22 protein-coding genes are annotated in these 18,213 nt (G+C 61.2%); 14 read left to right on the top strand and 8 right to left on the bottom strand.

The genetic code is table 11. The features are described 5' to 3' along the window. Positions 1 to 5: 5 nt before the first annotated feature. From H097_RS03765 to H097_RS03795, 7 genes are all read right to left on the bottom strand, one after another. Complete coding sequence (locus tag H097_RS03765) at positions 6 to 407, bottom strand: DUF1850 domain-containing protein (RefSeq protein WP_032857444.1); 402 nt, start codon at positions 405 to 407, stop codon at positions 6 to 8. After that, the gene (locus H097_RS03770) at positions 404 to 2,431 is read right to left on the bottom strand and encodes a TRAP transporter permease (protein WP_032857447.1); all 2,028 of its coding nucleotides are present in this window, start codon (positions 2,429 to 2,431) and stop codon (positions 404 to 406) included. The genes H097_RS03765 and H097_RS03770 overlap by 4 nt, the downstream gene beginning before the upstream one ends. A 129-nt stretch (positions 2,432 to 2,560) precedes the next feature. Then, positions 2,561 to 3,514, bottom strand: coding sequence for a TAXI family TRAP transporter solute-binding subunit (locus H097_RS03775; RefSeq protein ID WP_032857449.1), 954 nt, complete (start codon positions 3,512 to 3,514; stop codon positions 2,561 to 2,563). A 207-nt stretch (positions 3,515 to 3,721) separates the two neighbouring features. Beyond that, the gene (locus H097_RS03780; protein WP_032857451.1) at positions 3,722 to 5,041 is read right to left on the bottom strand and encodes a sensor histidine kinase; all 1,320 of its coding nucleotides are present in this window, start codon (positions 5,039 to 5,041) and stop codon (positions 3,722 to 3,724) included. Beyond that, a complete protein-coding gene (locus tag H097_RS03785) occupies positions 5,038 to 5,706 on the bottom strand; it encodes a response regulator transcription factor (RefSeq protein ID WP_032857454.1) in 669 nt (222 codons plus the stop codon). Before H097_RS03785 ends, H097_RS03780 begins: the two co-directional genes overlap by 4 nt. Beyond that, positions 5,706 to 6,020: a PepSY domain-containing protein gene (locus H097_RS03790; protein WP_032857456.1), complete on the bottom strand. Its 315-nt coding sequence runs from the start codon at positions 6,018 to 6,020 to the stop codon at positions 5,706 to 5,708. The genes H097_RS03785 and H097_RS03790 overlap by 1 nt, the downstream gene beginning before the upstream one ends. Continuing rightward, positions 6,020 to 6,328, bottom strand: a complete 309-nt coding sequence (locus H097_RS03795) for a PepSY domain-containing protein (protein ID WP_032857459.1) — start codon at positions 6,326 to 6,328, stop codon at positions 6,020 to 6,022. Before H097_RS03795 ends, H097_RS03790 begins: the two co-directional genes overlap by 1 nt. Before the next feature lie 159 nt (positions 6,329 to 6,487). Here H097_RS03795 and H097_RS03800 point away from each other — a divergent pair, with 159 nt between their 5' ends. The 12 genes from H097_RS03800 to codA all read left to right on the top strand — a co-directional run bounded on the left by H097_RS03800 (position 6,488) and on the right by codA (position 14,994). Continuing rightward, complete coding sequence (locus H097_RS03800; RefSeq protein WP_032857461.1) at positions 6,488 to 7,567, top strand: hypothetical protein; 1,080 nt, start codon at positions 6,488 to 6,490, stop codon at positions 7,565 to 7,567. A gap of 101 nt (positions 7,568 to 7,668) precedes the next feature. Beyond that, a complete protein-coding gene (locus H097_RS03805) occupies positions 7,669 to 8,250 on the top strand; it encodes a hypothetical protein (protein ID WP_032857462.1) in 582 nt (193 codons plus the stop codon). A 3-nt stretch (positions 8,251 to 8,253) separates the two neighbouring features. Beyond that, positions 8,254 to 8,466, top strand: coding sequence for a helix-turn-helix transcriptional regulator (locus H097_RS03810; protein WP_032857464.1), 213 nt, complete (start codon positions 8,254 to 8,256; stop codon positions 8,464 to 8,466). 72 nt (positions 8,467 to 8,538) lie between these two features. Further along, positions 8,539 to 8,781, top strand: coding sequence for a hypothetical protein (locus H097_RS03815; protein WP_146552239.1), 243 nt, complete (start codon positions 8,539 to 8,541; stop codon positions 8,779 to 8,781). Continuing rightward, positions 8,771 to 9,163: a hypothetical protein gene (locus tag H097_RS03820; protein ID WP_032857465.1), complete on the top strand. Its 393-nt coding sequence runs from the start codon at positions 8,771 to 8,773 to the stop codon at positions 9,161 to 9,163. Before H097_RS03815 ends, H097_RS03820 begins: the two co-directional genes overlap by 11 nt. Before the next feature lie 141 nt (positions 9,164 to 9,304). Continuing rightward, a complete protein-coding gene (gene queD, locus H097_RS03825; protein WP_003190259.1) occupies positions 9,305 to 9,661 on the top strand; it encodes a 6-carboxytetrahydropterin synthase QueD in 357 nt (118 codons plus the stop codon). A 136-nt stretch (positions 9,662 to 9,797) separates the two neighbouring features. After that, the gene (locus H097_RS03830; RefSeq protein WP_032857467.1) at positions 9,798 to 10,172 is read left to right on the top strand and encodes a hypothetical protein; all 375 of its coding nucleotides are present in this window, start codon (positions 9,798 to 9,800) and stop codon (positions 10,170 to 10,172) included. Then, entirely contained in the window at positions 10,169 to 10,366 is a 198-nt protein-coding gene (locus tag H097_RS03835; protein WP_032857469.1) for a helix-turn-helix transcriptional regulator, read from the top strand. The genes H097_RS03830 and H097_RS03835 overlap by 4 nt, the downstream gene beginning before the upstream one ends. A gap of 64 nt (positions 10,367 to 10,430) precedes the next feature. Then, positions 10,431 to 11,054, top strand: coding sequence for an NUDIX hydrolase (locus H097_RS03840; RefSeq protein WP_032857471.1), 624 nt, complete (start codon positions 10,431 to 10,433; stop codon positions 11,052 to 11,054). A 205-nt stretch (positions 11,055 to 11,259) separates the two neighbouring features. Beyond that, positions 11,260 to 12,528 (top strand): cytosine permease, encoded by a 1,269-nt coding sequence (gene codB, locus H097_RS03845; RefSeq protein WP_032857473.1) that lies wholly within the window; start codon positions 11,260 to 11,262, stop codon positions 12,526 to 12,528. Then, complete coding sequence (locus H097_RS03850; protein ID WP_032857475.1) at positions 12,525 to 13,730, top strand: PucR family transcriptional regulator; 1,206 nt, start codon at positions 12,525 to 12,527, stop codon at positions 13,728 to 13,730. The genes codB and H097_RS03850 overlap by 4 nt, the downstream gene beginning before the upstream one ends. A 28-nt stretch (positions 13,731 to 13,758) precedes the next feature. Next, a complete protein-coding gene (codA, locus tag H097_RS03855) occupies positions 13,759 to 14,994 on the top strand; it encodes a cytosine deaminase (protein ID WP_032857477.1) in 1,236 nt (411 codons plus the stop codon). Positions 14,995 to 15,015: 21 nt separating this feature from the next. On the opposite strand, the gene H097_RS03860 is transcribed toward codA, so the two are convergent. Next, entirely contained in the window at positions 15,016 to 15,987 is a 972-nt protein-coding gene (locus H097_RS03860; RefSeq protein WP_032857478.1) for a DeoR family transcriptional regulator, read from the bottom strand. A 152-nt stretch (positions 15,988 to 16,139) separates the two neighbouring features. Between H097_RS03860 and H097_RS03865 the strand changes: the two genes are divergently transcribed. Both H097_RS03865 and H097_RS03870 read left to right on the top strand, forming a co-directional pair. Then, the gene (locus tag H097_RS03865) at positions 16,140 to 16,802 is read left to right on the top strand and encodes a carboxymuconolactone decarboxylase family protein (RefSeq protein ID WP_032857480.1); all 663 of its coding nucleotides are present in this window, start codon (positions 16,140 to 16,142) and stop codon (positions 16,800 to 16,802) included. Between the two features lie 259 nt (positions 16,803 to 17,061). Further along, positions 17,062 to 18,213, top strand: a complete 1,152-nt coding sequence (locus H097_RS03870) for an MFS transporter (protein ID WP_032857482.1) — start codon at positions 17,062 to 17,064, stop codon at positions 18,211 to 18,213.

Below are 18,213 nucleotides of genomic sequence, written 5' to 3' on the forward strand. Positions count from 1 at the left end.
GTGATTTAACTGGCGCTGTACGGCGCCAGCTCACAACTCCAGAGCTCCACCGCCGGCTGGCGCGCCTGTGGCGGGCCGAGCCAGGTGCTCATCGACTGGCAACGCTGGTTGAAACACAGTTGATAATCCCCGGCTTCGGGTGTTCGCCCCAGGCGCAGGGGTTGCAGCGGGGGCAGTTGACGCTGGTAATGCCAACTGCCCTCGCGCAGTTCGGCGCCGTGCGGAATTTCCATACCGGCCCCGGAACCCTTGACCCGCGCCTCGCCCAACACCAGCCCCTCGGGCCTCACGCGGTAATCCTCCTCCCAGCGTACTTGCTCAATCGTATGCGTCCAGGCCAGGGTGAAGGCCGGCGTGGGCACCTGTGCCCACACCGTGCCCGCCAAGCCCAGACACAGGCCGATCACACCGTCGCCGCCTGGGCACGATGGGCACGCCAGCAGTGCTGCGCGATCAACAATGCCGCCAGGGCAAAGCCGATTTCATCGCTTAACGGCGTTGCCAGAATCAGGCTGGCGCCGGCGGCAAAGCCCAGCAAGCGCTCCCACCCGCTCAGCCTGGCCTGCAAGTAACCGGTAAACGCAGCGCCCCAGATGCCAATGGCCAGTAACGCCTTGGCCACCACATAAAAAGTGGCCAGCAGGCTATCGCCCTGCAGCATCAGTGCCGGTTCGTACACCGCCATAAACGGCACGACAAACCCGGCAACGGCGATGCGCACCGCCCAGAAGCTGATCTTCAGGCCGCTCTCCCGGGCAATCGGTGCCGCCGCGAAACAGGCCAGCGCCACCGGCGGCGTGAGGTCGGCCATGATGCCGAAATAGAACACGAACATATGCGACACAATCAGCGGCACGCCCAGGTCCAACAGTGCCGGGGCGGCAATCGAGCTGGTGATGATGTAGTTGGGAATCGTCGGTATGCCCATGCCCAGCACCAGGCAGGTCAGCATGGTGAGCACCAGCGAGAGGAACAGATTGTCCTGGCCGATGGCGAGGATGTAGCCGGCAAAGGTCGAGGCCACCCCGGTCAGCGACACCACCCCGATGATCACCCCCACCAGCGCGCAGGCGATCCCCACCGGTACTGCATGGCGTGCGCCTTCAACCAGAGCATGCAGGCAGATTGTCAGGGTGTCGCGGCCGCCCTTGATGAACCAGCACACCGCCACCAACAGCGCCACTACCCCGAATACCATGCCGATACCCAGCCGGAAGAAGCCCGCGCACAGCACGCCCAGGACGATCCAGAAGACAAAGCGCATGGCCGTGGACGACACCCGCAGGATGATCGCCGAGCCAAGAATCACAATGGACGTGAGGGCCAGGCCGACCATGCCGGAGAACAACGGGGTGCGCCCGGAGAACAGCAGGTAGATCAGCACAAACAGCGGAATCAGCAGGTACCAGCGCTGCTTCACCGCCGCCCAGGGGTTCGGGCACTCATCCTTGGGCAAGCCACACAGGTTGGAGCGCTTGGCTTCCAGGTGAACCATCCAGAATACCGAGCCGAAGTACAACAGGGCCGGAATCAGCGCGGCCTTGGCCACCTCGAAAAACGGCACGTTGATCGTCTCGGCCATGATAAAGGCCACAGCGCCCATGATCGGCGGCATGATCTGGCTGCCCATCGACGCGGTCGCCTCCACGCCACCGGCAAACGCCGACTTATAGCCGAAACGCTTCATCAACGGGATGGTGAACTGGCCGGTGGTGACCACGTTGGCCACACCTGAACCGGTGATCGTGCCCATCAGCGCGGAGGACACCACCGAAACCTTGGCCGGGCCACCGAGCTTGTGGCCGAACAGGCCCATGGCGAAGTCGGTGAACAGCCTGATCATCCCTGCCTGTTCGAGAAACGCGCCGAACAGGATGAACAGGAAGATATACGTGGCCGATACGTAGGTCGGAGTGCCGTACAGCCCTTCGGTGCCAAAGGCCAGTTGGTTGACGATCTGGTCAATGGCATAGCCACGGTGCATCAACTCGCCCGGCAGGTACTGGCCGAACAGGCCATAGGCCAGAAACAGCGCACAGATCAGCGGCAAGGCAATGCCCATCACCCGTCGCGCGGCTTCGAATACCAGCACGATCAGCACCAGGCCTGCGACCATGTCGCTACGGGTCAGGTCGCCGGAGCGTTGAATCAGGTCGGCCTCGAAATACCACTGGTAGAACGCCGTCGCCATCCCCGCAAGGCCCAGTAGCCAGGCCATTGGCTGCCAGGGCTGCTCCTTGCCACGTGCCGGAAAACACAAAAACACCACCAGCAGCAGAAAGCCCACATGCACGGCACGCAGAATCTGGCTGGATACCGGGTGAAAGGCTGCAGTGATGATCTGGAAGATGGAAAACAGTAGCGCGACATAGAACAGCGCTCTCGGCCAACTGCCGGGATTGGCGGCGAGGCCTTGGTCCTGCTCGCTCATGGGGTCACTCCCTGGTTACAACGTCGATGTGCGAACAAGACCCGCGCGCGGTGGGCGCCGGTTTTGTTCGCAGAGCCAGCACATGGCCGGAGCGGTTGACGCGGGCAAAGCGCCCTACTGTCCCGTCACTTACAGCGCGCCCGCTTCCTTGTAGAACCGCTCGGCGCCAGGGTGCAGCGGGATCGGCAGGCCCTTGGCCGCGCCTTCGAGCTTGATGTCCTTGGCGGCCGAGTGAGCGTTACCCAGGCGGTCGAGGTTGTTGAACATGAGTTTGGTCATCTGGTAGGCGACGTCATCGGACACGCCATCATGGCTGACCAGCAGGTTGGTGATGGCCACGGTCGGAACATCGCTGTCCTGGCCGTCGTAGGTGCCCGCCGGGATCGAGGCCGCCTGGTAAGCCGCGTTATCGATCTTCGCAGTGACATCCGCCGGAATGGCCACGAAGGTGATCGGCATAGTCGCGGCCAGGTCGCGGATCGCCGCCATGCCCAGGCCCGAAGACTGCAAAGTGGCGTCCAACTGACGGTTCTTGATCAGCTCGACCGATTCGGCGTACGGCAGGAACTCGACCTTGCCCATGTCTTCGTAGCTCAGGCCGGCGGCCTTGAAGATGGCGCGGGCATTCAGTTCGGTACCGGACTTCGGCGCGCCGACGGAAATGCGCTTGTTTTTCAGGTCGGCCAGGGTGGTGATGCCCGACTCCTTGCTGGCGACAACCTGGATGTAGTTCGGATAGGTACCGGCAATCGCCCGCAGCTTTTTCAGTGGCGTCTTGAAGCCGGCGTCTTCCACGCCATTCCAGGCATCGGCTACCGAGTCGCCGAGGGCAAAGGCCAGCTCACCGCGACCGGCTTGCAGCAGGTTGAGGTTTTCCACCGACGCCTTGGTGGCCTGTACCGAGGTCTTCGAGCCCTCGATACCGTTGCTGTATAACTGCGACAAGGCCACGCCAATCGGGTAATACACACCACTGGTGCCACCGGTCAGTACGTTGATAAAGGTCGGGGCGGCGAGCGCCGAGGAACTGGCGGCAAGGGCTGCGGCAGCAGCAAACAGACTGAAGCGTTTGGTCATTCGCATGGATTCACCTTTTATCTTTCTTATTAGGTGCCGAGCAGCCGAGTATCTGACTGACGAGCGCAATGGCAGATGCCGTGCCTGCAAGCCTGGGAAACTTACTTGGCACGGCTAGCCAGGTCGTTGTTATATGCGAAATTGTCCCGCCCAGGCGCCGCAAGAAAAGTCTTGTTGCAAATCGGCTCCCCACATTGATGGCCTTTCGGCCAATCAGGTTGGGCGTCGAGGCAACTCGATCAGCACCTTGAGGCCGCCCAGTTCACTCTCGTGCAACTGCAACGCGCCCCCCCACACCTCGACGATATCGCGCACGATGCCCAACCCCAGGCCGTGGCCATGGGTTTGTTCGTCCAGGCGGGTACCACGGCTGAAAACCTGGTCACGCTGACTCTCGGGAATGCCCGGGCCGTCATCCTCGACGATCAATTGGTAATTGTGCGCAGTCTGCTCAATGCTCAGGCGCACTTCGGCATCCGCCCATTTACAGGCGTTGTCCAGCAGATTGCCCAGCAGCTCCAGCAAGTCTTCGCGGTCCCACGGCAATTGCAGGCCAGGGCGCACGTGGTAGCTCAAGTCCAGGTGCTCGCCGTGGATCATATTCAGGGTCGCCAGCAGGCCCGGCAGTTCACTGTCGCAGTCGAACAATGCACCAGGCAGGGTTTCACCGGCCAGACGCGCGCGGTTGAGTTCACGGTTGAGCCGCTGCTGCACTTGCGTCAATTGTTCACGAAGCAGCTTGGCCAACTGTGGCCGGTCCTTGAGCTGCTCGCTGGACGCCACGCTCAGTAACACCGCCAATGGGGTTTTCAGGGCATGGCCGAGGTTGCCCAAGGCATTGCGTGAGCGCTTGAGGCTGTCTTCGGTATGGGCCAACAGGTGATTGATCTGCGCCACCAGCGGTTCCAGCTCCACTGGCACCTGGGTATCCAGTTGAGAGCGCTGGCCTTGCTGCAACTGCGCAATCTGCTCGCGGGCGGTTTCCAGTGGCCGCAGCGCCCGGCGCACAGTGACACGCTGCAGAACCAGGATCAGCAGTAACGCCGCCAACCCGAGGACCAGGCCAACTTGGCGCATCAGGCGAAAACTTTCCCTGACAGGTGTGTAGTCCTGGGCCACGCTGATCGAAATCGCCTGGCCAAACCGTTTGTAGTCCGAGCGCAATATCAATAATTGCTGGCCTTCGGGCCCCAACTGCAGATTACCCTTCAAGCCAGCCTGGGGCAGTTGCGGCAGCTCCTGGTCCCACAGTGAGCGGGAGCGCCAGTGGTTGTCACTGAAGTCGATACGAAAATAATGCCCGGAGAACGGCCGTTGATAGGCCGGCGACAAGCGTTGCTCATCCAGTTGCACACCACCTGGGCCGCGCACCAGGGCCACCAGCAGGTTTTCGCTGTCGTTGCGCAGGCCAGCCTCCAGGTAGCGCTGCAGGCCCATTTCGAACAGCCACAGGCTGGTTTGCGCCAGCACCAGGCCGACGATCACCATCACGCTGATCAGCCCCAGGCTCAGCCGCCGCTGGATCGACCTCACGTGGGGCTGGCGCCAAAGCGATAACCCTGGCCGCGCCGGGTTTCAATTACGCTACGGCCGAGCTTGCGCCGCAGGTGGTTGACATGGACTTCGAGGACGTTGGAGTCACGTTCGGTTTCACCGTCATACAAATGTTCGGCCAAATGGCTTTTCGACAGGATCTGCTCGGGATGCAGCATGAAGTAGCGCAGCAGGCGAAACTCGGCAGCGGTCAGTTGCACCTCGGCACCGTCGCGTATCACGCACTGGCGGCCTTCATCCAGGTGCAGGCCGGCCGCCTGTAGCGTCGGCTGGTTGGCCTGGCCATGGGAACGGCGCAACAGGGCCTGGATGCGCAGGTGCAACTCCTCGGGGTGAAACGGCTTGCTCAAGTAATCGTCGGCCCCGGCCTTGAGCCCTTCGATGCGCTCGGCCCAGGAGTCGCGGGCGGTGAGGATCAATACCGGGGTCGCCAGGGCAGCGGCGCGCCATTGGCTCAGCACCTCAAGCCCCGGCAACCCGGGCAGGCCGAGGTCAAGGATGATCAGGTCGTAAGGCTCGCTGCGCCCCTGATACACCGCATCGCGACCGTCCGCCAGCCAATCCACCGCATAGCCCTGGGTTTTGAGCCCGGCCATCAACTCATCGGCCAGGGGCACGTGGTCTTCCACCAGAAGCAGGCGCATCAGTCATCTTCCTCGTCTTTAAGCAGTACGCCGGTGGTCGCGTCCAGTTTGATTTCCCGAACCACGCCGTCGGTGGTCACCAGCTCCACTTCATAGACGTAACTACCGTGTTTACTCTCAAGCTCGGCCTCCAGCAACCGGGAGCCGGCATGCCGCGCCATGGCCTGCTGCAACAGTTGTTCAAGGGGCAGGATCACCCCTTGCTGGCGCAGCGCCAGGGCTTCGTCCTGATTGAGGTCCCGGGCAGCCACCACCGAGCAAAAGGCCAGGAGCACCAGCGCCAGTCGACTGCCGGTGCGTAGATTTACCTTCATTACGTATCCTGATGATCCTTGAGGACTTGCCCGGTGACCGCGTCCAATTCCACATCCCACTCCACACCTTGGGCATCGCGCAGGTCAACCTGGTAAATATACTTGCCGTACTCCTGTTCCAGCTCGGTCTCATGCACGGTGCCGCCAGGATGTTTGGCCAGGGCAGCGGCATTGAGCTTCTCGAAAGACTGGATGGTACCAGCGTCACGCAATTTCAGCGCTTCATCCGGCCCCAGGTCCCGCGCCTGAGCCAGGCCGGTGGTGAGGGCGATGATACTGGCGGCAATAGTTGCCGTGAGGATTTTCATGATGATTCTCCATTTCAGGATGTTTTGCCTACGGCCCCCACAGTACGGATCGCAACTTAACTGAAACTGAATTGCCATCATGGCAATTATCCCACAACCCCTTGCCAGGCCCTGGGGAAGATTTCCTATACTGCCCCGCTCGCCTGCACAGAGATCGGTATGACGGCCATCCACATCAAGTTCCCAGCCCTGACGATCAAGGCTGGCCAGCGCGCCTTTTCACGCATTCGCGAGCAAGGCCTCAAACCTCAAGACGTGGGCATCCTGCCCGGCGCGGCCGGTGGCCCCAAGGCATTGGGGATCCAGGGCCTGGACTTGGCGCTGTTCGGTGACTGGCTGGCGCGCGCGCCCCGCGAGCGCTCGCTGATTGGTGCGTCCATCGGTTCCTGGCGCTTTGCCAGCGCCTGCCTGCCCGACCCGGTGCAGGGTCTGCTCGATCTCGGTCGCCTGTACAACGAGCAACGCTTTGCCAAGGGCGTGACCATGGCCGAGGTCAGCCAGAGCTGCCAGCGCATGCTCGATGACCTGCTGGCCGGCCGCGATGCGATGCTTCTGGCCAACCCGCACTATCGCCTGAACATCGTTGTCGTCAAAAGCCATGGCCTGCTGGCCGACGACCACCGTGGCCGCCTGGGCCTGGGACTGTCCTCGGTGATCGCCGACAACCTGCGCGGCCGTGCGCGACTGTCCCGGCATTTTGAGCGACTGATCATCCACGACCCGCGCCAGGCGCCACCCCTGCACCCGCTCAAGGACTTCCCTTCACGCTTTCTCGACCTGGAACTGGGCAACCTGCGCCAGGCATTGCTGGCGTCCGGTTCGATCCCGATGGTCATGCAAGGCGTGCGCGACTTGCCGGGCGCCGGTGCTGGCACCTATCGCGATGGCGGCCTGCTGGACTACCACCTCGACCTGCCCTACCACGGCGATGACATTGTGCTGTACCCGCACTTCACCGATCGGGTCATCCCCGGCTGGTTCGACAAGAGCCTGCCCTGGCGGCGCAGCAACCCGCAGGGCTTGCAGGATGTGTTGCTAGTGGCCCCGTCACGGGACTATCTGGCCCGCCTGCCCCACGGCAAATTGCCGGATCGAAGCGACTTCAAGCGCTTTCTGGGGGACGACGCCCGCCGCAATCAGTACTGGCAAACCGCAATGAGTGAAAGCCAGCGCTTGGGTGATGAATTCCTTGAATTGGTCGATAGCGGCAGATTGGGCGAGCGCCTGATCGAGCTCTGAATTGCCTGCCGCAAGCACGGCTAATTATTTTTCGAAAGAAATTATTGTAACTAGATAATTATTCATGGATTATTCTTCCATCAGCCCGTATGGATCTACCCATGAACAATCATCTCGACTCCATCTCCACCAACACCCGACTGCGATCCATCGGGGCATTTGCCGCGCTGCTGGCATGGTGCGTCGCATTGATCGAGTTCGGCGCGCCCATTTTGTTCTGGGTCTTCGACTTTCCCAGCGCCCTGGCGGACTACATGAAGACCTACGGCGAACAGATGCCTTTGTTGCTGGCACCCGGCTATCAGCCATCTTCGCTGGCCATGGGCCTGGCCCTGGCATTGGAAATGCTGCCCATCAGCCTGACGATTGTTGCACTGGTGCTCACCGGGCTGTTTTTCATGGGTATTTCCAAAGGTAATATCTGGACCGAGTCAAACATCAGAATGCTGTGGTGGATGGGCTTACTGTTTATTATTAACCCCCTGCTGACCCCCATTATTGAGACGCTTCAAGGGCTGGCCTTTGCTATCGATATGCCACCCAATGAGCGAAGCATCAGCATCGGCATTGGTATTTCGTCCCAAGCCATCTATGGAATACTGCAAGGCATATTCCTTTGCGCATTTTCACTCATAGTGGCTGAGTCAAAAGTTATCAACGATGAAAACAAAAGCATCATCTAAACCATGACCATCATTATTCGTTTGGACGTCATGATGGCGAAGAAAAAGATCCGCTCCAACCAGCTTGCAGAAGCCATTGGGATTACGGAAGCCAATCTGTCGCTATTGAAAAACGGAAAAATCAAAGGCTTTAAACTCGAAACCCTGAACAAGCTCTGTATCGCCCTGGATTGCCAGCCCGGCGACTTGCTGGAGTTCGAGTCTGAAGAGCCCTAGGCCCTGGACTGTACTGCCTGGCTCTTGGGCAGCCTTGTAAAACACTGATCAACTTAAAGCGGACCTTTTCCTATGAAACTCATGAAGTTCCTGGGCCTCTTCACTATCGTCCTGATGACTGGCGGATGCAGCAACACCAGTTTCAACCCTTCCTCGTTCAAGGTTTATGAACCTGGCACGCAGTTTGGCAACCGCTACGGTTCTTCTACCTGGCTGGAAACTCCTTGCCGTAAACGTGGCTGCGACAACAACAAGTTGTTCTTTAATCCAGCCCAACCGGAATCAACCATGGAAAACACTCATCATGGGTTTTAACAACAAAACATGTAGCCTTTTTTTGTTGCTGCTTTTGGCACTAGGCCATGCAAACGCGCAAGACCTGCCCAATCCGTCGCTTCTCACTCGGTATGGCGTCACCGAGGATCAATTGCCAGCAGCCCCCACCGCCCCGGTACTGAACCCCGAGCCGACGAAAAGCCGCTTTGCGATTCAGCCCGAACGGCCATTGATCAGAGTGGAGAAAAATGGCGACCTGGTGTCCGAAACCACCGGCAATATCAGCATTGATAACGCCGTCGCCCAAGGGCAGGAGCAGTGCGCACGCGCGTATGCAGAACTGGAGCGCCGAGGGTCGCAGCGCGCACTGCCGTGCGGTGATGGGGTCAAGGTCAGTACAACGGTATGGTCCCAGGAATAACCGGACTTTACACACACCGCCAGATCGCTTGATAAAACAGGTTAGAATGCGCACCACGTCGCTCGCCCGGGCCCATCAAGCGCCCACCCGATACTGACAATCGCACATCGCCCTAGAAACTCCTGCCTTACAGGTCATACCGTGGAAATTTTCAAAGAGTTCACATTCGAGTCCGCCCACCGCTTGCCTCACGTCCCCGAAGGCCACAAATGCGGGCGCCTGCACGGTCACTCGTTCAAGGTGGCCATCCACCTGAGCGGCGACCTCGATCCGCATACCGGCTGGATCCGTGACTTTTCGGAGATCAAGGCGATTTTCAAGCCGCTCTACGAGCGCCTCGACCATAACTACCTCAACGACATCCCCGGCCTGGAAAACCCTACCAGCGAAGTGCTGGCCAAGTGGATCTGGAACGAGTTGAAGCCGTTGCTGCCAGAGCTGAGCGCCATCCGTATTCATGAAACCTGCACCAGCGGTTGCATTTATCGCGGAGAGTAAGGCGATGAGTTGAAAAAACCACCCACAGCGGTGGTTTTTTTGTACCCGTCGTTCAGGCAGCCTCGAATGTAAAGCGAGCTTGACATATACTGATCGCCCCTCCAATGTAAAGCACCCTTTACTTTCAGAGGTTCCTATGTCGATCAAACGCTACCTGGTGGAGTTCTTCATTGCCCTGGCCGCCTACCTGGCTGCCGTGCTCGTCAGCACCCACTTCCTGGCCGATGCTCCCGAAGGGTCCGGGAAAATCGCCCTAGCCCTGGTTCCGGTCATCCCGCTGATTGCCTTGGCCTTCGTGGTGATCCGTCAATTGGGCCGGATGGATGAAATGGGCCGCAAGATTCAATTGGAAGCTCTGGGCATCGCGTTCATCTGCACGGCGCTGATCACTTTCAGTTATGGCTTCCTGGAAACCGCCGGCCTGCCACGCCTGTCGATGTTTTTTGTATGGCCCCTCATGGGCGGTATCTGGGCAGTGGCCACGGTGATCGGCGCAAGGCGTTATCGATGAACAACCTGATGCGCGAACTGCGCACCGAACGGGGCTGGTCCCAGGCGGATCTGGCGGCACAACTTGAAGTGTCGCGCCAGACCGTCAACGCCATCGAGACCGGCCGCTACGACCCCAGTTTGCCGCTGGCCTTCAAAATAGCCAGGCTGTTTGAGCGCCCGATCGAGGCGATTTTTGAGGCGCCCTCGGCGTAAGGGTTTGCGTTCGAGGATCACAGCGATTAAAACCAGACTTCGCCGCAACTCAAGGAACTGAACCATGGAATCCACCTGGCTGGCCCAGGCCAAGCGCCTGCAGGCATTGGCCTCCACCGGGCTGCACTTTTGCACCGATGACTTCGAGCGCGAACGCCTGGAAGAGATCGCCCAGATTGCCCACAACATGCTCGCGCAGTTGGGGCACGTGCCGCTGGAGCGCATTACCGGACTGGTCTCGGACTTCGCCCAACGTTATTCAACACCAATGATCGATGTCCGTGGCGCGCTGATTGAAGGCGATCGGATCCTGCTGGTGCGCGAAGCGACGGATGGCTGCTGGGCATTGCCGGGGGGCTATGCCGATATCGGGTTGTCGGCCGCCGAAAACATCGTCAAGGAGCTTCACGAAGAGGCTGGGCTGAGTGTCACCGCACGGGCGCTGTACAGCGTGACCCACAAAGCCAAGGGCCTGTACCGGCCCGACGTGCGGGACTTCTACAAGTTGTATTTTCTCTGCGAGCGCACCGACCAGGCCGCTCCCATGGCGGGTTTTGAAACCACCGACGTCGGTTTCTTCCGCCTCGACGAACTGCCGCCCCTGTCACGCGGGCGCACCATCGAGAGTGATCTTGAAGCGGCCTTCGCCTTTCACCGCGGGGACATCACCCAAACCCTGTTCGACTGACACCCAGGCGTAGTGATCCAATTTGTATCACCCCTGCACCGCATTCGTGCCCGGCAGGGCAACACCCACAAGCAATTTCGCCTTCCGGGCCTGCCCAGCCCTGAATACTGTGCAACCTGCACAGCGCCCACCGTGCACCCATCACTGCCACGCAGTTGGCACGCGCGCTGCAACAGGCCCTGTGTCACTCACAGGGGAACGGCACATGACGCAGAACGAACCGGGCAACGATTACCCTCTCAGCGAAGTGCCTATGCATGCACGCAAGGGCCTTGGCTCCACGGCCATGGTGTTGCTGGGCTTTACCTTTTTTACCGCGACCATGTTCGCCGGCGGCAAGCTGGGGGTGGCCTTCAGTTTTACCCAGATGCTCGGTGTCGTGGCCCTGGGTAACCTGCTGTTGGGTATCTACGCCGCAGGCCTGGGTTACATCGCCTTCAAGAGCGGCTTGAACTCGGTGCTGATGGGGCGTTTCTGCTTCGGTGAAGTGGGTAGCAAGTTGAGCGACCTGATCCTGGGATTCACCCAGATTGGCTGGTACGCCTGGGGCACCGCCACGGCGGCCGTGGTGCTGGGCAAATATTTCGAATTGAGCCAGGGCAGCGTGCTGGCGCTGATGGTGCTGTTCGGCCTGGTGTTCTGCGCCACGGCCTACGTGGGTTATCGAGGCCTGGAAATCCTCTCTTACATTGCCGTCCCGGCCATGGGCCTGCTGCTGTTGCTGTCGATGTGGGTGGCCACCGTGAAAGTCGGCGGGCTTGAAGGCTTGCTCGCGGTCGTGCCGAGTGGCGCGCTGGATCTGTCCACGGCCATTACCCTGGTATTCGGCACCTTTGTCAGTGGCGCCACCCAGGCGACCAACTGGACACGGTTTTCCCGCTCGGCCAAGGTGGCGGTACTGGCCAGCCTGATCGGCTTTTTTATCGGCAACGGCCTGATGGTGCTGATCGGTGCCTATGGTGCCATCGTCTATCAACAGCCGGATGTGGTGGAAGTGTTGCTGCTGCAAGGTTTCGCCATGGCCGCAATGGCCATGTTGCTGCTCAATATCTGGAGTACCCAGGACAACACCATCTACAACTTCGCCGTCGCCGGCTGCAACCTGCTGCGTACCAGACGGCGCAAGACCGTGACCCTGGCCGGCGCCGTGATCGGTACCCTGCTGGCCTTGCTGGGCATGTACGACATGCTGGTGCCCTACCTGATTTTGCTGGGCACCGTGATTCCACCGATTGGCGGGGTGATCATGGCCGACTTCTTCTATCGCTATCGCGGCCAGTATCCTCGGCTGGCAGACGTGCGCTTGCCGGCGTTCAATTGGCCGGGGCTGATGGCCTATGCCGTCGGGACGGTGCTGGCATTCAGCTCGCCGTGGGTTGCGCCCCTGGTAGGGATTGTCGCTGCGGCCGCCACTTACATCCTGCTCACGGCCGTCCTGCGCATACGCGTGCCATTGGCTGACGTTCAGGCATGAGCCTGACCGTGGCGGATGTGCTGGCCCTCCCGGGGCTGGAATCCATGAGCCTGCGCGCGGGTAGCGCAGGCCTGGATAATGGCGTGCGCTGGCCTTATGTGGCCGAGAACAACGGCATTGCCGAGTGGGTGCTAGGCGGTGAACTGGTGTTCGTCACCGGCATCAACCATCCACGGGATGAGACCAATCTCCTGCGCCTGCTGGACGAAGCCTGCTCGCGGCGCGTCGCCGGCCTGGTGATTCTGACGGGGCCGGATTACATCCAGGGGATTGCCCCGGGATTGCTGGACGCCGCCGACGCCGCCGGGATGCCGCTGATCGAACAACCTTATTCACTGAAAATGGTCCTGGTAACCCAGGCCATCGGTTCCGCGCTGATCGAGTCCGAGCAGTTGGGGCGTTCACGGCATGACGTGCTGGAGCGCCTGTTGGCCGGAGACTATCAATCCCTCGACCTGCTCCTGCACCGCGCCAGCCAACTGGGCATGCCACTGACCGGGCACTGGCAAGTCGTGCAGTTGCAACTGGACGGCGGCGACGCGTTATTTGCGCAAAACCTGGCGGGGGATGCCGAGACCCAATTGGCCCGCCAGCACGATGGCATTACCCGTCGATTGCGCCAGTTCGCCGCCGAGCATCCCTCGCGCCTGCCCGTGCTCGGCAGGGCTGGACAATGGACCCTGCTGCTTGCGGCCCCCCATCAGGACCACCGACAACGCCTGGCGAACTGGCTCAAACCATTGAATCTGCGCCTGGCCCCGCTAAAGCTCTGTATCGGCTTGAGCGCGGCCCAACACCCGGCCGCCGGCCTGGCCCAGGCCCTGGACGAAGCTCGCCAGGCGCTGGTGGTCGCCCGGCGCTTTGGCGAACATGCCGGTGTCTGTGTCTACGATGAACTCGGGGTGCTCAAGCTACTGAGCGCGGTGCGCGATCGCGGGCTACTCGACCAGTTTCTCCATGAACGCCTGGGGCCTCTGCTGCGCCATGACCAACGCCACGGCCCCAGCCTGATGCCGACCCTGCAAGCCTGGTTCCTCGACAATGGTAACCTTGTGGCTGCGGCCCTGCGGTTGGCGGTCCACCGCAACACCCTGACCCACCGCGTCCAGCGCATCGAGGCCCTGTGCGGGCTATCGCTGGACAATCCCAATGACCGTCTGGACATCGGCGTCGCGCTGATGATCTGGCGGCTGTCTGCCTGATTGCTTTTTGCCCAAGAGGAACTTGCCCATGCATATCATCAACGCCCGCCTGCGCAACCGTGAAGGCCTGCATGATCTGCACCTGGAACATGGCCGGATCGCCAGCATTACCCCACAAACGGCCGTACCGCCCCTGGGACCGGACGACCTGGATGCCGCCGGTAACCTGGTGGTGCCGCCTTTTGTCGAGCCACATATCCACCTCGACGCCACCCTCACCGCCGGCGAACCGCGCTGGAATATGAGCGGGACGCTGTTTGAAGGGATCGAATGCTGGGGCGAACGCAAGGCCAGCATCACCCAGGAAGACACCAAGACCCGCGCCAAACAGACCATCCAGGCCCTGGCGGCCCATGGCATCCAGCATGTGCGCACCCATGTGGACGTCACCGATCCAGACTTGACGGCGCTCAAGGCCATGCTCGAAGTGCGCCAGGAGAGCAGCCACCTGATCGACCTGCAGATTGTCGCGTTTCCCCAGGAGGGCATCGAGTCCTACCGCAATGGCCGCGAGCTGATGGAGGAAGCCATTCGCCTCGGCGCCGATGTGGTCGGCGGCATTCCCCATTTCGAGTACACACGCGACCAGGGGGTCAGCTCGGTCAAGTTCCTCATGGACCTGGCCGAACGCACGGGCTGCCTGGTCGACGTGCATTGTGATGAAACCGACGACCCCCACTCGCGATTTCTCGAAGTGCTGGCCGAAGAGGCACGCAGCCGTGACATGGGTAGCCGCGTCACCGCCAGCCACACCACGGCCATGGGCTCCTACGACAATGCCTACTGCGCCAAACTGTTTCGCCTGCTGGGACACTCCGGCATCAGCTTTGTGTCCTGCCCCACCGAAAGCATTCACTTGCAGGGCCGTTTCGATAGTTTCCCCAAACGCCGGGGCGTGACCCGGGTCAACGAATTGCTGGAGGCCGGCATGAACGTTTGCTTCGGCCAGGACTCCATCGTCGACCCCTGGTACCCACTGGGCAACGGCAACATCCTGCGGGTGCTCGAAGCCGGTTTGCATATCTGCCATATGCTCGGCTACAGCAACCTGCAGAGGGCCCTGGACCTGGTCACCGACAACAGCGCCAAAGCCATGGCCTTGGGCGATCGCTACGGCCTGGAGCCCGGGCGGCCGGCCAACCTGTTGATCCTGTCGGCAGACAGCGACTACGAAGTCATTCGCAGCCAGGGCCTGGCGCTGTATTCGATCCGCAACGCCAAGGTGTTGATGAAGCGCCAGCCGGCGCAGGTGACGTTTCTATAAACAATCAAGTACGTATACCCCTCAGCCTTGGTGCGTCGCGGCCCCAAACAGGCTGACACTTAGCAGCGTATCCGCCTGAACCTGCAGACGTACCGGCGCCGTGCCACCCGGCATCACCACGGCAACGTCTCCCGCCTCGACCCAGCCAGCCCGCCAAGCCGCACAGGCAACCGCGCTGGCACTGGTCCCGGAGGACGCCGTAGGTCCCTCGCCACGCTCAAATACTCGGGCAATCACCCGATTGGCTGCGGCGCGCGCGACCCATTGCAGGTTGACCCCGGCCGCACAGGGCCGGCCATCACCTGCTGGAGGGGCAAAGGCAATCGCTTTCAACGCGTCGAACAGCTCAGGCTGGTGCATTTGCCGATTGTCCGGCAAGGCCGATACGTGTTCGACCAAGGTCACACAATGGGGATTGCCAATACGTACAAATTGACTGCGCGCCCATTGCGGGTTGATCGCGGCCAGCGCACTCACAGGGCCCGGCTCGGCACTCCCCACCCCCTGCGCACCTACCGCCTGCGGCCCGAATGCCGGCTGCCCCAGCGCCAACCAGAACCCTGGAACCTGCTCATGGACCGCCGGCTCAACCCATGTCGCCACCGGCGATAGCGCATCAGGTTTGTCATGGTGTACCAGCAGTTCGCAGGCCTGGGTCATCAACCCCGCATCCGTCAGGGCCTGGGCAAAGATCGTCAAGCCATTGCCGCTGCGCTCGGCCAGGGAACCATCGGTATTGATGATCAGCAGGTCATACGGCGGCGCAGCCTGAAACGGCCCGACCAGCAAACCATCGCAGCGATAGGCCTTGGCCTCGGCTGGACGCGGCGACGTTCCCCAGCCACATTCAGACGCTATCGCCGACGCCGTCCACGCCTGGCGGGTACTGGCGGCCAGTGCGGCGCTGGTGGGCACGGCAATGCCCCGGCGACGTAACAGGGCCGGGCTGACCACTCCGTAGATATTGCCGCGAGCGTCGTAGAACAAGGTCATTGTGTGGTCCACCTCAACATCCGCCGATTGCCGATAATAGGAAAAGCGCCAGGGGCCTCTACACTCCTATCTCCCTGGATGGACGTTTTCATCAGGCCGAAGCCCGTGCGCAGTCGAGCAAACGCCGTCCTCATTTACTCGGAGGATGCACCATGAAGCCCCTTGCCCCGCAAAATCCCATTGAAGCGCTTTATCGCGAAGGCCGCAAAACATTCATTGAGCTGGTACCTGATGGCGGCGCACGACTGGATGCGTTGTTCCATACCGCACCGGCCCTGGGCGAGTTGGCGGTCGGTGTGGTGTATGGCTATCTGCATGATCGCCAGGGCCTTGATCCGCGCCTGCAGGAAGCGGCGATTTTTGCAGCCATCGTTGCCGCCGGCATGGTCGGCCCGCCGTTGAGCGTGCACTTCAAGACCAGCCTCGCCCAGGGCCTGGCTGCGGGAGAACTGACTGAGTTGCTGTTGCTCGTTTCGGCCTTTACCGGTTTCCCCCGGGCCGTCGCCACTGCCGACCAGCTCAACCTGCTGTTCGCCGGGGCCAACCTGCCCTCCCCTCCGCCACCACCCCCACGCGCCGTGGCGGTAGCATTTTGCGAGAGTGTGCGCCGGGGCCACCCATCATTTGCGGTGGATACCTTGGTTCGAAAGCTGCTGCGCAAACCCCATAAACTATCGCTGCACGCCACGGCGGCGGATCGGGTGCTGGTGGAGAGCTACGTCGGCCAGGAAACGACGCCGCGTGGCACAGTCCTGGTACGGGTCAGTGGCGCCGACGTCGTACAAGTCAGGGCGTACGTCCCGGCAGCCACCTGATCCATATGCAGAAGTGGCCTGGAAGGTGGTAATCCTGTGCAAACAGCCCGGGGTTCAACACCACTCACACGGATTACGCACCATCCAGGCCACCTCAAGCAGGTCCGATAGCCTTTATGTGGTGGTCATTGGCAAAAGTGTTCCGTGTTGTAAAAAGAAAGTTCATGGCGCCCAAGGGAACCTGGCTCGCTCGATAAGGCCTGATGTGCAAGGATGTCGCGCCGGACATCGTTCGCCGAACGCAAAACCAAGGATTTTCATGACTGCCATTCCCACCCCTGCGCCTGTGGTTCCAGGACGCCTGGAACAAATGTCGACCCGTATCGCGTTTTTTATTGCAGGCTTCGGTATTGCCGCCTGGGCCCCCTTGGTCCCCTATGCCAAGGCACGCGCACAACTCAACGAAGGTACGCTGGGCCTGTTGCTGTTGTGCCTGGGCGTGGGGTCCATAATCGCCATGCCGGTAGCCGGCGTGCTGGCGTCACGCTATGGCTGCCGACGTGTGCTCAGCGCCGGGACGATCCTGCTTTGCGTGGCCTTGCCGATGCTGGCCACGGTCAGCTCGATACCGTGGCTGATAGCAGGGTTGTTTCTGTTCGGTGCAGGCCTTGGCACGGTGGACTCCACCGTCAACCTGCAGGCGGTGATCGTTGAACGGGCCAGTGGCAAAACCATGATGTCGGGTTTCCATGGGCTGTTCAGCCTGGGAGGGATTGTCGGGGCGGCGGGTGTCAGCGCGTTGCTGGGCTTGGGGCTCTCACCGCTTTCGGCCACCCTGGTGGTCATCGTGATTACGCTGGCCGCACTGCTCAAGGCGGCCCCGCACTTGTTGCCCTACGGCAGTGAGAGCCGCGGCCCAGCCTTTGCCATCCCGCACGGCGTGGTGCTGTTTATCGGCTGCCTGTGTTTTATCGTGTTCCTGGCAGAAGGTGCCGTGCTCGACTGGAGCGCCGTGTTCCTCAGTGACGAACGCGGCCTCGATGAAGCCTATGCGGGCCTGGGTTATGCGGCGTTTGCCTTGACCATGACCATCGGACGCCTGACCGGTGATGCCATTGTTCGTCGCCTGGGTGCCACACGGGTAATCGTGATCGGCGGCGCGCTGGCCACCACCGGCATGCTGTTGGCCACGCTGCTTCCCGCGTGGGAGACCGCGCTGCTGGGCTATGCACTGGTAGGCGCCGGCTGTTCGAATATCGTGCCGGTGCTGTACACCGCAGTCGGCAAACAAACGGTCATGCCGGAGCATATTGCGGTGCCCGCCATTACCACACTGGGTTATGCAGGTATTCTCGCAGGCCCCGCGCTGATCGGCTTTATCGCCCACGGCAGCAGCCTGAGCGTGGCCTTTGTGTTGATCGCCGTGCTCCTGCTGGGCGTAGCGATCAGTGGGAAAATACTGCGGGTGTAA

The organism is Pseudomonas sp. FH4 (assembly GCF_000510915.2).
In the GTDB taxonomy this organism is placed as follows: Bacteria; Pseudomonadota; Gammaproteobacteria; order Pseudomonadales; family Pseudomonadaceae; genus Aquipseudomonas; species Aquipseudomonas brenneri.

Coding starts and splice junctions, on each gene's coding strand:
- H097_RS03770 (WP_032857447.1), bottom strand. CDS start 2,431: ATGAGCGAGCAGGACCAAGGCCTCGCCGCCAATCCCGGCAGTTGGCCG.
- H097_RS03775 (WP_032857449.1), bottom strand. CDS start 3,514: ATGCGAATGACCAAACGCTTCAGTCTGTTTGCTGCTGCCGCAGCCCTT.
- H097_RS03785 (WP_032857454.1), bottom strand. CDS start 5,706: ATGCGCCTGCTTCTGGTGGAAGACCACGTGCCCCTGGCCGATGAGTTG.
- H097_RS03790 (WP_032857456.1), bottom strand. CDS start 6,020: ATGAAGGTAAATCTACGCACCGGCAGTCGACTGGCGCTGGTGCTCCTG.
- H097_RS03795 (WP_032857459.1), bottom strand. CDS start 6,328: ATGAAAATCCTCACGGCAACTATTGCCGCCAGTATCATCGCCCTCACC.
- H097_RS03800 (WP_032857461.1), top strand. CDS start 6,488: ATGACGGCCATCCACATCAAGTTCCCAGCCCTGACGATCAAGGCTGGC.
- H097_RS03805 (WP_032857462.1), top strand. CDS start 7,669: ATGAACAATCATCTCGACTCCATCTCCACCAACACCCGACTGCGATCC.
- H097_RS03810 (WP_032857464.1), top strand. CDS start 8,254: ATGACCATCATTATTCGTTTGGACGTCATGATGGCGAAGAAAAAGATC.
- H097_RS03815 (WP_146552239.1), top strand. CDS start 8,539: ATGAAACTCATGAAGTTCCTGGGCCTCTTCACTATCGTCCTGATGACT.
- H097_RS03820 (WP_032857465.1), top strand. CDS start 8,771: ATGGGTTTTAACAACAAAACATGTAGCCTTTTTTTGTTGCTGCTTTTG.
- H097_RS03830 (WP_032857467.1), top strand. CDS start 9,798: ATGTCGATCAAACGCTACCTGGTGGAGTTCTTCATTGCCCTGGCCGCC.
- H097_RS03835 (WP_032857469.1), top strand. CDS start 10,169: ATGAACAACCTGATGCGCGAACTGCGCACCGAACGGGGCTGGTCCCAG.
- H097_RS03840 (WP_032857471.1), top strand. CDS start 10,431: ATGGAATCCACCTGGCTGGCCCAGGCCAAGCGCCTGCAGGCATTGGCC.
- codB (WP_032857473.1), top strand. CDS start 11,260: ATGACGCAGAACGAACCGGGCAACGATTACCCTCTCAGCGAAGTGCCT.
- H097_RS03850 (WP_032857475.1), top strand. CDS start 12,525: ATGAGCCTGACCGTGGCGGATGTGCTGGCCCTCCCGGGGCTGGAATCC.
- codA (WP_032857477.1), top strand. CDS start 13,759: ATGCATATCATCAACGCCCGCCTGCGCAACCGTGAAGGCCTGCATGAT.
- H097_RS03860 (WP_032857478.1), bottom strand. CDS start 15,987: ATGACCTTGTTCTACGACGCTCGCGGCAATATCTACGGAGTGGTCAGC.
- H097_RS03865 (WP_032857480.1), top strand. CDS start 16,140: ATGAAGCCCCTTGCCCCGCAAAATCCCATTGAAGCGCTTTATCGCGAA.
- H097_RS03870 (WP_032857482.1), top strand. CDS start 17,062: ATGACTGCCATTCCCACCCCTGCGCCTGTGGTTCCAGGACGCCTGGAA.